Origin of the sequence: Sphingobacterium tabacisoli, assembly GCF_017908035.1 — a bacterium.
In the GTDB taxonomy this organism is placed as follows: domain Bacteria; phylum Bacteroidota; class Bacteroidia; order Sphingobacteriales; family Sphingobacteriaceae; genus Sphingobacterium; species Sphingobacterium tabacisoli.
Genome location: NZ_JAEQMU010000005.1, coordinates 235,118 through 249,350, shown reverse-complemented (window position 1 = coordinate 249,350; position 14,233 = coordinate 235,118). Strand labels below are relative to the sequence as shown.

18 protein-coding genes are annotated in these 14,233 nt (G+C 43.3%); all 18 read left to right on the top strand.

Translation table 11 applies throughout. The features are described 5' to 3' along the window. The first annotated feature begins 4 nt into the window (after positions 1-4). On the top strand, positions 5-736 hold the full coding sequence (gene fabG, locus JKG64_RS17870) for a 3-oxoacyl-ACP reductase FabG (protein WP_210355629.1): 732 nt from the start codon (positions 5-7) through the stop codon (positions 734-736). An 8-nt stretch (positions 737-744) separates the two neighbouring features. Beyond that, positions 745-1,971 carry a beta-ketoacyl-[acyl-carrier-protein] synthase family protein gene (locus JKG64_RS17865; RefSeq protein WP_210355628.1) on the top strand — a complete coding sequence of 409 codons (1,227 nt, stop codon included), beginning with the start codon at positions 745-747 and terminating at the stop codon, positions 1,969-1,971. Then, positions 1,964-2,212: an acyl carrier protein gene (locus JKG64_RS17860; RefSeq protein WP_210355627.1), complete on the top strand. Its 249-nt coding sequence runs from the start codon at positions 1,964-1,966 to the stop codon at positions 2,210-2,212. The genes JKG64_RS17865 and JKG64_RS17860 overlap by 8 nt, the downstream gene beginning before the upstream one ends. A gap of 12 nt (positions 2,213-2,224) precedes the next feature. After that, positions 2,225-3,118, top strand: a complete 894-nt coding sequence (locus tag JKG64_RS17855; protein ID WP_210355626.1) for an LpxL/LpxP family acyltransferase — start codon at positions 2,225-2,227, stop codon at positions 3,116-3,118. A gap of 3 nt (positions 3,119-3,121) precedes the next feature. Continuing rightward, positions 3,122-4,027: a hypothetical protein gene (locus JKG64_RS17850; protein WP_210355625.1), complete on the top strand. Its 906-nt coding sequence runs from the start codon at positions 3,122-3,124 to the stop codon at positions 4,025-4,027. Positions 4,028-4,030: 3 nt separating this feature from the next. Next, positions 4,031-5,164 (top strand): beta-ketoacyl-ACP synthase III, encoded by a 1,134-nt coding sequence (locus tag JKG64_RS17845; protein WP_210355624.1) that lies wholly within the window; start codon positions 4,031-4,033, stop codon positions 5,162-5,164. Next, entirely contained in the window at positions 5,164-5,592 is a 429-nt protein-coding gene (locus tag JKG64_RS17840) for a hypothetical protein (protein WP_210355623.1), read from the top strand. The genes JKG64_RS17845 and JKG64_RS17840 overlap by 1 nt, the downstream gene beginning before the upstream one ends. A 1-nt stretch (position 5,593) precedes the next feature. Further along, a complete protein-coding gene (locus JKG64_RS17835; RefSeq protein ID WP_210355622.1) occupies positions 5,594-6,055 on the top strand; it encodes a hypothetical protein in 462 nt (153 codons plus the stop codon). A gap of 5 nt (positions 6,056-6,060) precedes the next feature. Further along, entirely contained in the window at positions 6,061-6,465 is a 405-nt protein-coding gene (locus JKG64_RS17830; protein WP_210355621.1) for a hypothetical protein, read from the top strand. Beyond that, a complete protein-coding gene (locus JKG64_RS17825; protein WP_210355620.1) occupies positions 6,465-7,466 on the top strand; it encodes a BtrH N-terminal domain-containing protein in 1,002 nt (333 codons plus the stop codon). Before JKG64_RS17830 ends, JKG64_RS17825 begins: the two co-directional genes overlap by 1 nt. A 4-nt stretch (positions 7,467-7,470) precedes the next feature. Further along, the gene (locus JKG64_RS17820) at positions 7,471-8,220 is read left to right on the top strand and encodes an ABC transporter ATP-binding protein (protein ID WP_210355619.1); all 750 of its coding nucleotides are present in this window, start codon (positions 7,471-7,473) and stop codon (positions 8,218-8,220) included. A gap of 7 nt (positions 8,221-8,227) precedes the next feature. After that, on the top strand, positions 8,228-9,496 hold the full coding sequence (locus JKG64_RS17815) for an ABC transporter permease (RefSeq protein WP_210355618.1): 1,269 nt from the start codon (positions 8,228-8,230) through the stop codon (positions 9,494-9,496). After that, positions 9,471-9,917, top strand: coding sequence for an acyl-CoA thioesterase (locus JKG64_RS17810; RefSeq protein WP_133585740.1), 447 nt, complete (start codon positions 9,471-9,473; stop codon positions 9,915-9,917). The genes JKG64_RS17815 and JKG64_RS17810 overlap by 26 nt, the downstream gene beginning before the upstream one ends. A gap of 80 nt (positions 9,918-9,997) precedes the next feature. Continuing rightward, positions 9,998-11,011 carry a beta-ketoacyl synthase N-terminal-like domain-containing protein gene (locus JKG64_RS17805; RefSeq protein WP_210355617.1) on the top strand — a complete coding sequence of 338 codons (1,014 nt, stop codon included), beginning with the start codon at positions 9,998-10,000 and terminating at the stop codon, positions 11,009-11,011. Next, positions 11,011-11,616 carry a beta-ketoacyl-[acyl-carrier-protein] synthase family protein gene (locus JKG64_RS17800; protein WP_210355616.1) on the top strand — a complete coding sequence of 202 codons (606 nt, stop codon included), beginning with the start codon at positions 11,011-11,013 and terminating at the stop codon, positions 11,614-11,616. Before JKG64_RS17805 ends, JKG64_RS17800 begins: the two co-directional genes overlap by 1 nt. 1 nt (position 11,617) lies before the next feature. Further along, positions 11,618-11,875: a phosphopantetheine-binding protein gene (locus JKG64_RS17795; RefSeq protein ID WP_133585738.1), complete on the top strand. Its 258-nt coding sequence runs from the start codon at positions 11,618-11,620 to the stop codon at positions 11,873-11,875. Positions 11,876-11,878: 3 nt separating this feature from the next. Then, positions 11,879-13,078 (top strand): beta-ketoacyl-[acyl-carrier-protein] synthase family protein, encoded by a 1,200-nt coding sequence (locus tag JKG64_RS17790; protein WP_210355615.1) that lies wholly within the window; start codon positions 11,879-11,881, stop codon positions 13,076-13,078. 94 nt (positions 13,079-13,172) lie between these two features. Beyond that, positions 13,173-14,231, top strand: coding sequence for a beta-ketoacyl synthase N-terminal-like domain-containing protein (locus JKG64_RS17785; protein ID WP_210355614.1), 1,059 nt, complete (start codon positions 13,173-13,175; stop codon positions 14,229-14,231). The last annotated feature ends 2 nt before the right edge of the window (positions 14,232-14,233 follow it).

The window sequence follows — 14,233 nt, the reverse complement described above, 5'->3', positions numbered from 1 at the left end:
AGATATGAAATGTGCATTAGTAACAGGAGGATCCCGAGGCATAGGTCGCGCGATTTGTCAAAAACTAGCTATTGATTTGGGATATTTTGTCTTGATTAACTATCAAGGTAATGAGACCGCTGCTTTGGAAACCTTGCATCTAGTCGAACAAGAAGGGGGAAATGGTGCAGTATTAAAGTTTGATGTCTCTGACGAGGAAGCCGTAAATACAGCCTTGTCAAATTGGATAGGAGAACATCCGGATGCGGTTGTAGAGGTTGTCGTCAATAATGCTGGTGTTGCTAAGGATGGGCTGTTCATGTGGATGAAAAAAGAAGATTGGCAAAATGTGCTGGATGTTTCATTGAATGGATTCTTTCATGTAACTAATTTTTTTATTCAGAAAATGTTACGGAATCGCTATGGGCGTATTATCAACGTGGTGTCGGTATCAGGAGTAAAGGGCACTGCCGGGCAGGTTAACTATTCTGCCGCCAAAGCGGGAGTTATCGGCGCGACAAAGGCGCTGGCACAAGAGGTTGCTAAGCGTAATGTCACGGTAAATGCGGTGGCTCCAGGTTTTATCCAAACGGATATGACGGCAGAAATGGATGAGCAGGAGTTGGTTAAGCTTATTCCGGCAAATCGTTTTGGGAAAGCTGAGGAGGTTGCGGATTTAATTTCATTTTTAGCATCAAAAAAATCTGGTTATATTACAGGTGAAATTATAAATATTAACGGTGGTATTTATTCCTAGATACGTATATGAGTAAAAGGGTCGTGATTACAGGGATGGGTATCTATTCTTGCATAGGGACAAACTTGGAAGAGGTGAGGCAATCCTTATTCGAAGGTAAGTCTGGTATTGTGGTTGACGAGTCTAGAATAGCATTCGGGTTCAAATCGCCCCTAACAGGGATGGTACCAGTGCCAAACCTCAAGAACGAATTGACGCGGAGACAGCGAATCAGCATGGGCGAAGAGTCGGAATATGCTTACGTTGCTACCCGTGAGGCTTTACAGCATGCCGGAATCGATACAGCTTATATCGAAGCCAATGAGGTCGGTATTCTATACGGTAATGACAGCGTTTCAAAAGCGGTAATAGAAGCTACTGATATAGTTCGTGAGAAGAAAGATACCCAACTAATCGGTTCTGGCGCAATCTTTAAATCTATGAACTCGACAGTCACGATGAATCTGGCAACGATCTTGGGGCTGAAGGGAATCAATATGACAATCAGCGCGGCCTGTGCGAGTGGTTCGCATGCAATTGGCCTAGGTTATATGTTTATCAAGCAGGGACTGCAGGATATGATTATCTGTGGCGGAGCCCAGGAAATAAATCCCTATGCGATGGCGAGTTTTGATGGTCTTGGTGTATTTGCCGAGGATATCGAACATCCTGAGTCGGCTTCCCGGCCATTTGATATAGACCGCACGGGGCTAGTGCCTAGTGGAGGAGCAGCTACAGTTATTTTGGAAAGTTATGAGTCTGCGGTAAAGCGTGGAGCCCCTATTATTGCTGAAGTATTGGGGTATGGATTTTCTTCCAATGGAGGGCATATTTCTACACCCAATATTGATGGTCCGGCTATGGCGATGCGTCGCGCGCTGGAGCAGGCAGGTATTGCCGCAAGCGAGGTGGATTATATCAATGCCCATGCGACATCTACACCGATTGGTGACGCTAATGAGGGAAAGGCAATATTGGAGGTATTTGGAGGGAAGCCTTTCGTGAGTTCAACAAAGTCTATGACTGGACACGAATGCTGGATGGCGGGAGCGAGCGAAATTGTATATTCTACATTGATGTTACAACATGGCTTTATTGCGCCTAATATTAATTTGAAGCAGGTAGATAGTGGGTTGGAGGAATTAAATTTAGTTTCATCAACAATAAAACAAGAAATTGACATATATTTGTCAAATTCTTTTGGATTTGGTGGAACAAATTCAGCGGTGGTAGTTAAGAAATTTAATAATGAGTAACGCGGATATTAAGCAGACGATAAATGAAATTTTGGTAGAGGAATTTGAGGTGGATGCAGAGGTGATACAACCAGAAGCTCCTCTTAGAGAGTCTCTTGATTTAGATAGTTTGGATTATGTGGATTTAGTCGTGTTGATTGAGTCTAATTTTGGGGTCAAGTTGGGAGAGGCGGATTTTGCAGGGATGACTACCTTTCAGGACTTCTACAACGTTATTGAACATAAAATATTGGCAAAATAATTTTAGACAACCATGAGCCAATGGGACGGAAAGTCGAAAGGAACACTCCTTGGCTATAAAATATTTGTTTTCTTTATAAAGAAATTTGGTGTCCGTACAGCTTACGGACTTCTTGTTTTTGTAGCCCTTTATTATTTCCTGTTTTATCCCACAAGTTTTAGTAATATTTTCTATTACCTGCATCAGCGGCAGGGCTTTTCAAAATGGACTTCATTTTGGAAAGTATACAGCGTTTATTTTGTGTTTGGGCAGACTATTATTGACAAAGTCGCCATTTCGGCCGGTATGCGCAATCAGTTTACCTATGATTTTGATGGTATTGAATCCTTAAAAGAGGTTCTACAGGAACGTCATGGAGGGATTTTGATTTCTGCCCATGTTGGTAATTTCGAAATATCGGAACAGTTTTTTTCGGATCTTGATTTGAGCTTTCAGATTAATCAAGTGACAGTGGATCAAGAGGTGTCTGTCATCAAGGAGTACCTGCAACAGATTTCCGAAAAATCGACTATTAAACATATCTACATCAAGGAGGATATGTCTCATGTATTCAATATTAACGACGCGCTTTCGAACAATGAGCTGATCTGTTTTACAGGCGACCGTTATTTTGAAGGTTCAAAGGTATTGGAGGCTGATTTTTTAGGCAAGAACGCCTTTTTTCCCTCGGGGCCTTTCCATTTGGCATCAAGATTGGGTGTCCCCATTATATTCGTATATGTGATGAAAGAGACAAATAGCCACTATCATTTGTATGCACGTAGGTGTGATGCTGTAAAACGTAGAGATGCGCAGGCCGCATTGGATTTTTATGTAAAGAGTGTCGAGGGGATTTTGTCCCGATATCCATTACAGTGGTTTAATTTTTTTGATTTTTGGAATAGAAAGGAGAAGGCTGCCCCTTAGGTTATGAAAAATGTTTTAGTAATTTATTATAGCCAGTCTGGACAACTGGAAGATATAGCCAAATCAATAGCACAACCCTTATTGGACAATGAAGAGGTACACGTTGATTTTTACGAAATCAGAACTGTACACTCTTTCTCGTTCCCCTGGCGTAGTGATGTTTTTTTTAATGTCTTTCCAGAGACTTTTCAGCAGATTCCGGAAGAGATTCACCCTCCGGCCCTATCTGTTTTAGAGCAAAAGTACGACTTGGTATTATTTCATTATCAGGTCTGGTATTTGACCCCTTCTATCCCAATTAATTCATTTTTAAAGAGCCCATATGCCAAGCGTATATTAGAGGATACGTCCGTTGTAACCATTAGTGGATCCCGTAATATGTGGGCTAAGGCACAGGACAAGGTAAAAGCCTTGTTGCTTCAAAATGGTGCCCGATTGGTTGGTAATATCGCGCTCACAGACAGGCATCATAATATGATTTCTGTAGTGACTATTGTAGATTGGTTATTTTCAGGTGTAAAGCGTAAAGCCTATGGTATATTCCCTATGCCTGGGGTTGCTGAGGGGGAGATCAAAGGAGCAGGTAAATATGGGGAGACGATTCTCTCGCATCTGCAGCGTAGTAATTTTGAGGGTATGCAGTCTCATTTACTTGCTCAGGGTGCTGTGGACTATCGATTTTTCTTGGTATCTATGGATAAAAAGGCAAACCGTATGTTCCATATCTGGTCTACACTAATTTTAAAAAACCCTAAAAAACGTAAACTGCTGGTGAACTGTTTTAAATATTACGTGATTTTTGCGATATATTTTCTGTCACCTATTGTATTTTTAATCGAATTAGTGCTTTTCCCGATTTTATATTTTGCAAAAATTAAAAAGGAGAAGGCACATTATCAAGGTATTTAGTAGATGAATCAAGTTTTTATAAATCGTGTTAGTAAGTTTTTGCCCAATGATCCCATTGTCAATGAGGATATGGAGACTTATTTGGGTAAGATCAACGATAGAGAATCAAAGGCGAAGCGTATTGTTTTACGCAACAATGGTATACAGACGAGGTATTATGCCCTTACAAAAGAAGGGGTACCTACCCATACCAATGTCTTGTTGACTGCCAATGCTATCCGCAATCTATTGGATGAAGATTTTAAGGCGTCAGATATCCAACTTATATCTTGTGGTACCTCATCGCCGGATTATTTGATGCCATCGCATGCTGTAATGGTTCATGGCGAACTGAAGAATGGTCAGTCAGAGGTCAATTCTGCCTCAGGCAATTGTTGCGCGGGGATGAATGCCCTAAAATTTGGCTACCTATCGGTAAAGGCCGGAAATACGGACAATGCGGTGTGTACCGGATCGGAGCGGATGTCTTCGTGGATGTTGGCTGATCATTACAATAAGGAGGTGGAAAATCTGAAAGATTTGGAAGAACAGCCGATCATTGCTTTTAATAAGGATTTTTTACGGTGGATGCTTTCTGATGGAGCAGGTGCCATGCTTTTGGAGAATAAACCAAGAGGTCCTTTGTCTTTACGGATGGATTGGGTAGAAGGATATTCTTACGCTCACGAGTTGGACGTCTGTATGTATGCTGGTTCCGAAAAGTTAGCGGATGGTGACCTGAAGCCATTTAGTGATTATCCCTCTGTAGAGTGGCTTAATCAGTCCATATTCGCGGTCAAGCAAGACACCAAGTTGCTCGATAAGTATATTTTGGATAAAGGCGTAGAAAGTATGAAAGATGCAATGGAGAAGCATGGTGTGACTCCTGATGATGTCGACTATCTATTGCCTCATGTCTCTTCGCATTATTTTGTAGACGGACTGTATAATCGCTTTGCCAAGGCAGGAATTGAGATTACTAGAGACAAATGGTTTATGAACCTCCGTTCTGTTGGTAATGTCGGGGCAGGGTCAGTATATCTTATGTTGGAAGAACTGGTGCATTCCGGGAAATTGAAATCCGGTCAGCGAATCCTACTGTGTGTGCCCGAGAGTGCCCGGTTTACCTATTCCTATGCTTATTTAACTGTGTGCTAATGCTTCCTGTGCAAGGTGAACATATTATCAAGCTGATTCCGCAACGGTTTCCTATGGTTATGATCGATAGGTTACTCGATTATACGGCAGAGACGGTGGTTGTTGATTTTGAAATCAGGACGGACAATGTATTTGTGGCTGGAGGTCAGTTACAGGAAAGCGGTTTATTAGAGCATATGGCACAGTCAGTGGCGGCACATACTGGATATAGTTTTTATATCCGCGAGGAACAGGCGCCTACTGGATATATCGGTTCCATTCAGAAAGCAGACGTACGCCGATTGCCCTTGGTGGGAGAGGTTTTGACTAGTAAGGTGGAGATTATCCAGGAGTTTATGGGAGTTACTCTGGTACATATAGAAACATACATTGGGCAGGATAGTATAGGTTCTGCGCAGATGAAAACGGTAATCGCTTCAACGACATAATATGACAGAAGGCGTTATAAAAATACCTATTCATGAGTTTTTGCCTCATAGGGCACCTATGTTGATGGTAGACTATATCGTCGAAATCAGCCAAGGGCATGTTATTTGTGAGTATACAATTGAGAGCGACTGTATATTTTTGGTCGATGAGCTCCTACAGGAAGTGGGGTTGATAGAGCATATGGCCCAGACCTGCTCTTCGATTGTTGGACAGAACTATTATACGGATGATTATAATCCGGAAGTCGACGAGCGGGTTATTGGTTTTATATCCGCCATTAAAAGTGTATGTATCGAATGCCTGCCAAAGAAAGAACAGCGTATCCGTACAACTGCTCGTTTGGTTTCTCAATTTGAGGGGGCGGGATATACCATCTGTACCATGTCGGTGATTGCGGAGGTCCTTGGTGACCAGATTGCGGAGGCCGAGATTAATTTATTCTTACAAGAACGTAAACCTTAATAGCTATGAAGAAATCTGAAGTACCCCAAGATAGTGGACGGATCGTGCAGAAAGGTTCTAGAGAAATGTATTACGCTGTGGATGAAAATGGCGAATATACAACAGCATTGAGTACAGGCTGGGAAGCTAAAAATATCGTTCAGGACCATACTATGGAAGTATTACAGGCGGAGATTGACCAGGCTAAAGTGGCTGTAAAAGAGGGAAAGCGAAGCCCCATTTACTATTATATGCTACTGACTAGGATGGATGTGGTGGTCTTGGCGGGATATACCGGATTTTGGCAATGGCGTATCAAGCGTCATTTTAAACCGGATGTGTTTAGTAGGTTGAGTGATAGTAGATTGCAGAAGTATGCTGATGCATTTGATATCACCATAGCAGAGTTAAAGAATTTTAAAGGAGATTAATGCAGTTAGATTTTACACATCACCAATCTGCACATTGTGAAAGTGGGGTGGCCTCGAATTTGTTGAAAGATAAGGGACTGAACCTCTCCGAACCGATGGTTTTTGGTTTGGGGGCAGGTATATTTTATGTTTATCTCCCTTTTCTCAAGGTAAGTAATGCTCCAGGGCTAAGCTATCGCCCGATGCCAGGTTGGATTTTCAGCCGTATGGCTAGACGTTTGGGAGTCAAAATAAAACGGAGGAAGTTTTCCAGTCCTGCCAAGGCACAACAGCAGCTGGATGAGAATCTGAAACTGAATATTCCCTCTGGACTGCAGGTCGGTGTATATCATCTGCCTTATTTTCCAGATGATTATAGATTTCATTTCAACGCACATAACCTGGTGATTTATGGCAAAGAGGGGAATGAATATCTCGTGAGTGATCCTACGATGGAAGGGGTACACCGGCTCACCGAGAAAGAGTTGGAACGGGTTCGTTTTGCGAAGGGGGTGCTTGCTCCTAAAGGACATCTATACTACCCGACGTATGTGCCTGCCGAAAGTGATATTGACTGGACGCAAGCTATTCGGAAATCTATACGAAAAGCCTGTAATGATATGTTGGCCCCGGTTCCTATTGTGGGAGTCAAAGGGATGCGTACGGTTGCCAAAGCCATTGCTAAATGGCCGGGTAAGGTCGGGATTCCAAAGGCGAACTATTATTTAGCACAAATGGTCCGTATGCAGGAAGAAATTGGGACTGGTGGCGGCGGATTCCGATATATTTATTCTGCATTCCTGCAGGAAGCTGGGCACAAAATTAATAACCCTGCTTTGTTGGAGCTGTCCAAAGAGATGACGGAAATAGGAGATCTATGGCGTGATTTCGCGGTTAATGCTTCCCGGGTTTATAAGAAACGGAGTAATCAAGGCGATGTGTATAATACCTTGTCGGCAGAATTACTCCACCTAGCGGACCTTGAAGAAGCATTTTTTAAGAAATTGAAGAAAGCTGTTTAGGGATATGGAGATAATTCGAATAGACAGTCTTTCCAAAAAATATAAAGACAGCGACTATTACTCGGTGGAGAATCTCAGTCTTCAGATCTTGGAAGGAGAGGTGTTTGGACTACTGGGGCCTAATGGGGCTGGCAAGACTACCTTGATTTCGATGCTGTGCGGGTTGATAAAACCTACATCGGGAAGCTTTACGATAGCTGGTCTTTCTTATAAGGGCAGCCCTATGGATATCCGTAGATTAATAGGTGTTGTGCCTCAAGAGTACGCACTGTATCCTACATTGACGGCTACAGAAAACCTGGTTTATTTTGGAGCCATGTACGGTTTGAAAGGCAAGGTTCTAAACAGCTTGGTGGAAGAGGGATTGTCAAAGATGGGACTATCGAAATTCGCACATAAAAAAATAGGTGCATTTTCCGGAGGGATGAAGCGACGGGTCAACCTGTTGGCGGGTATCCTGCATGAACCTAAATTGCTCTTTTTAGACGAACCTACCGTAGGGGTGGATGTGCAGTCTAAAAATGTAATCCTCGATTTTTTAAAAGAGCAAAATCAATCCGGTATGACTATCGTATACACCTCGCATCACCTTATTGAAGCGCAGGAATTGTGCGATCGCATTGCGATTATTGAGAGTGGTAAGGTCATTGTACAGGGCACTCCTCAGGAACTTATTGATACGACCGAAGGGGCACGTAACTTGGAAGATGTCTTTATTACTTTGACAGGAAGGGGGCTAAGGGATGCTATATAAGTTAGGTATGGCTATTCGTAAGGAGCTTCTTCTTCAATCGCGGGATGTTGGGGGGCTTATTATCCTTTTTGTGATGCCTATGGTATTATTGATTACCATTACGATGGTACAAAAAGGGTCATTCGATTCGATTACAGGTACCCGGATTCTGGTTCTGTTGGTTGATAATGATAAGGGAGAAATTGCGCAGACGGTGCGCAAGGAGCTCGGTGATATCGGTAGTTTTGAGGTGGTAGAGAAGGTCAATGGCGCCATTCTGGATGAGAATGAAGCAAAAGAAGCTGTTTTCAAAGGAGATTACCAATTGGCTATTGTATTGCCACCCAAGTTGAGCGATGATCTGAATCTTCATATCAAGCAGAATGTAGATAAGGTGATGGCCGAGTTTTCGTATTCCGATTCGGATACAGTAACTGCAGCTATAACCGAAATCAAGAAGAAGGATGTCAATCTATATTTTGACCCTGCTACGCAGGAGTCTTTTAAAACAGCTATCAAGAGCTCTATTGATAAGCTGATTGCCACTATTGAAAAAGATAAGGTGTATAAGGTCTTTCAGGAAGAGCTAAGCGTCAATGAAGAAGCGGTGTTTGATAACGGTCAGATACTCCAATATCGGGAGATTGGTCCCGAAGCGGGTCGGAATAGCCTAAAACCGAGCGCCGTGCAACATAATGTTCCTGCTTGGTCTTTGTTCGCTATATTTTTTATAGTCGTACCACTTTCCATTAATATCGTAAAGGAGAAGTCTCAAGGTACCATGGTTCGGCTCATCACGAATCCCGTTCCCTATACATTGTTTTTACTGGGCAAGACTTTTACCTATCTGTTGGTGAGCCTTATTCAGTTTTATCTGATGTTGCTGGTCGGGATATATGTGTTTCCGCTTTTGGATTTACCTGCCTTTGAAGTGGGGCATCATTTTCTGCAACTGTCGGCTATGGCACTGTTTGCTGGACTTGCAGCGATTGGATTTGGCATCTTATTGGGGACTATTGCTACTACGCAGGAACAGTCTGCCCCTTTTGGTGCTACGTTTGTGGTGATTTTGGCCGCTGTGGGTGGCGTATGGGTGCCCGTGTTTGTAATGCCTGCAATCATGCAGACGATATCCAAGCTCTCTCCGATGAATTGGGCATTGAGTGGTTTTTACGATATCCTGTTACGGCAGGGAAGTTGGTTGGCTATTCTGCCTAATATAATTTTATTACTTTTGTTTTTTATGCTTACGTTGCTGATTGCAGTCCTATATGATAAGAAGAAAAGAACTATATAATGAGGCAAGTCATTTGACCGTATCCAAATGGGGAGAGGTACGCTTTAACGAGGTGGATGCATTGGGTATTGTGTGGCACGGTCATTATATCACCTTTTTTGAGGACGGACGGGAGGCATTTGGTAAGGAACACGGTATAGACTATCTTACGGTGCAGGCGTCAGGTTATACGACTCCTATTGTCAAGTCTGTCTGTGAGCATAAGCTTCCATTGCGGTATGGGGATAAGTTTCGGGTGCAGACTTCTTTTGTGGACACTCCCGCCGCGAAAATGATATTCAAATTTAAGATTTTTAATGAACAGGACGACCTGGTCTGTCTGGGGGAGACGACGCAGGTTTTTCTTGATAGCGAAGGTTTGTTGACATTGAACATTCCGGATTTTATCGTGAGTTGGAAAAAAAAGGTGGGGTTACTGTAGTGTTTAAACCTATTTACATATCGGAGGTGAATTGCGTGAGTCCTCTCGGAATGGACTTGCAAAGCAATTGGGCCACCTTGATGAAAGGAGAAGGCGCTATTGAGGGGATAGATATAGGGATGCTCAAGGAGATAGATGTCGCTAGATTTGCCGATAGACCAGCCCTATTGGATGATTCTCTTTCTTTTTTAGAAAATATAATGTTACATGCGGCTTTGCCGTTGGTGAGTGATAAAGTGATTACAGCGCGTACGGGCTTTATTCTCTCGACGACTAAGGGTAATATCGAGAAACTAGCATCTGGCTCCGTAGAGGAAGCCGAACTGGGCAGACTTGCAGGGGTATTGGCACAGCGTCTGGGATTTGTTTCAAAACCAATTGTTGTCTCCCATGCCTGCGTGTCAGGATTGTTGGCGGTATCTGTTGGTAAGAGATTGATACAGATGGGACAATATGATGAGGTACTGGTGTTGGCAGGAGACCAGGTCAGTGAGTTTGTGCTATCGGGATTCCAGTCGTTTCAGGCGATGAGCAGTGGCCCATGCCGGCCGTTTGATGCGGCGCGTAGTGGTGTTACGTTGGGTGAGGCGGCTGCCGCAGCATGGTTGACCGATCGTAAGTCCGAGGGCATTGTACAAATAATGGGAGAAGGGGCTGTAAACGATGCAAATCATATTTCTGGGCCTTCACGTACGGGAGAGGGATTGGTGCGCAGTATGCAGTCGGCTTTTCAGGAAGCAGGTATCTCTACAGGTGCTATTGATTTTGTATCGGCACACGGAACAGCAACCCTATACAACGATGAGATGGAAGCTATAGCTTTTGATCGTATGGGACTATCCGGGACACCTACGCATAGCTTGAAAGGATATTATGGACATACACTGGGGGCTTCCGGTTTGCTAGAGCTTGCGATAGCGGTTAAATCGCTACGTGAGAATATGCTCCTCCCGACTAAGGGTTTTGCTACTTTAGGAACCTCCAAATATTTGAATATTATCCAGGATTTGATGCCTATGGATTTAAATTATTGTCTGAAGACTGCGTCTGGCTTTGGAGGTAGTAATACGGCTATGATTCTAAAGAAAATCTAGTGAAGGAAACGTTCTACATATCAAGTTATGCAACAGTTGCTGCGGGGCAGGTGTTTGTGAATGGACAGTTGGAGTACTCTAGTACAGCTGATTCGTTTGCTGCTTTTGTGAAGGAGGCTGTAAAGAATATTCAGGTTGATTATCCCAAATTTTACAAGATGGATAGCTTGAGTAAATTGGCGTTTGCCGCAGCAGAGTATCTGTTGAAAGATATGCCTGTAGAGGAGGATACTGCTATCATCCTTGCGAATAGGTCCGGAAGTCTAGATACAGATTACAGACATTGGGGGACCATTCGGGAGGAGGCTAATTATTATCCAAGCCCTGCTATATTTGTATATACGCTGGCCAATATCTGTACGGGTGAGCTGTGTATCCGGCATCAGTTTCCCGCAGAGAATGCCTTTTTTGTGGCTGATAACTACGACTCGAAAAGCCAACATGCCTATGCGGAGTACTTATTACTGTCAGGCAAGGCCAAGCGGGTATTATGCGGTTGGGTAGAGTTGTTTGGAGAAGAATATAAGGCGGTACTATATCTGGTCGAACAGACCGGCGTGCTGGCCCATACAATAGAACAAATTGATCAATTATTTTTAATATAGAATGGAAGAATTAAAAGCGGAATTAAAAGGTAAAATCATTGAGGTTTTAAATTTAGAAGATATTACGGTCGAAGATATTAATGATGACGATTCTTTGTTTGGCGATGGACTGGGATTAGATTCTATCGATGCCTTGGAGCTTATTGTTTTATTGGATAAAGGCTACGGTATCAAATTGAGCGACCCTAAGCAAGGTAAAGCAATATTTGAATCGATCAATACGATGGCCGATTTTATCTCGAAAAATAGAACGAAGTAAAATATGTCGGTGGGTGTAGGTGTTACCGGAATGGGAATGGTTTCGGCTATAGGTCTTTCTGTGGCTGAAAATCTTTCATCACTCGCTACATCCCGATGTGGGATTACGCGGGTGGATAATTTTGAGACCCGGCATCGTGATAATGTGCTTGTTGGAGAGATAAAACTTTCTAATACCGCCCTTGAAGAACGCATCGGCCTGATTAAGGGGCATGGTGTCACCCGTACGGGGATGCTCGGTATTCTTGCTGCCCGGGAGGCGGTACAACAGGCCGGATTATTATTCACGGACCCATCTGTTCGTACAGGGCTTATCTCGTCTACGAGCGTGGGGGGTATGGATGTCACCGAGAAATATTTTTATAGCTATACCCAAGATCCGGAATTGCAGCACTATATCCTGAGTCATGATGCGGGTGTGTCTACGCAGCAGATTGCCGATGACCTGGGGCTGAAAGGTACGGTTACGACCATTAGTACAGCTTGTTCTTCGGCCGCTAATGCGATTATGCTAGGAGCGAGATTGATTAAGAGTGGCCGGTTGGACCGTGTTATTGTAGGTGGAACGGATGCATTGAGTAAATTCACGTTGAACGGATTTAACACGTTGATGATACTTTCAGATACCTATTGTAAGCCTTTTGACCAAAATCGTAAGGGGCTTAATCTAGGTGAAGCGGCGGCTTATTTGGTCTTGGAATCTGATGCGTTGATTGCTAAGGAGCAAAAGCCTGTGTTGGCTTATGTAGCAGGATATGGAAATGCAAATGATGCCTTCCATCAGACGGCTTCGTCTGAGAATGGAGAAGGAGCCTTTCTAGCGATGCAAAAGGCATTTGCGGTAAGCGAATTAGTAGCGAGTCAAATCGATTATATCAATGCCCATGGTACCGCGACACCAAATAATGATTTGTCTGAAGGACGTGCACTGCTACGTGCTTTTGGTAATGGCGTCCCTACATTCAGCTCGACGAAGGCATTCACTGGACATACGCTAGCTGCAGCGGCAGCGATCGAAGCGGTATATAGTATCTTGGCGATCCAAGAGGGGATGGTGTTTCCAAACCTGAACTTCGAGACGCCGATGGAGGAGTTTGAGCTGATACCGCAGGCTGATTTGTTGCGAAGGGATGTCAATTATGTGCTGTCTAATTCTTTTGGATTTGGAGGCAACTGTTCGACGTTGATTTTTGGGAGATATTGATTATGTTATCGAGTTATTAAGTGATCAAGTTATCGAGTGAACAAGTTAACAAGATCACAGGATAACAAGATAACCTCATCACATAAAAAGAGAAATGAAAGGTAAATGTTTTATTCAGGGGATTGGTGCGGTTACTGCACAGGGTGTCTGGAGTCTGGATTTTTTCAATCAGGCGACTGAGATTACGCAGGCAAAAGCATACGCGCAGCAACCGTCTTATAAAGAGTTGATCGCTCCGAATATGATAAGGCGTATGTCCAAAGGTATTAAAATGGGAATATTTGCTGCCCAGCAGGCCTTGGATGAAGCAGGTGTGGAAGATTTGGATGGCGTAATCACTGGGACAGGATTAGGCTGTTTGGAAGATTCTGAGAAGTTTCTGAAAAATATATTGGACAATGACGAAGAGTTTTTAACACCGACTTCGTTTATTCAGTCTACCCATAATACGGTAGGAGCTCAGATTGCGTTACGGTTGGGGTGTAAAGCGTATAATTTTACCTATGTGAATGGTGCGGTTTCTTTTGAATCGGCTTTGTTGGATAGCTTGCAACAGTTGGAGGCAGGAGATGCACAATCGGTATTGGTAGGAGGAATAGATGAAATATCGGGCCATACGTTTACCTTAAAACAGTTGATAGGAGAGGTGAAGTCTGACGAGGTGTGTGAGACAATCCGTGAATCCGAAACTCGTGGTGTTAATTATGGCGAAGGAGCTACTTTTTTTGTGCTTCGTTCAAGCCCTACTATGGAGAGTTATGCAGAGGTCGTGGATGTATGTATTCAAAATCGGCTTGAGCTGGGGGAGTTAAAAGAATTTATTGATGGTTTTCTACAGCGGAATAAGGTGGAGCGCGCTGCTATCTCGGCTGTCGTAATCGGCAATACTGGTGACATGGGGTATGATTATTATTTCGATAGGTTTGGGCGGTTATTTGAAGATAGAAGCCAGCTGTATTACAAGCATTTTTATGGTCATTCGGACGTGGCTTCGGCTTTTGGGATGGCTACAGCGGCCTATGTGTTGAAAACGCAGGAGATTCCGGAAGAAATTGTTTGGAAAACCGGAAAACAAATGCCACTTAATTATGTTTTATTATATAATCAGTATAAAGGTAGAGACCACAGTTTGGTGTTATTGAAACGGAGTTAAGG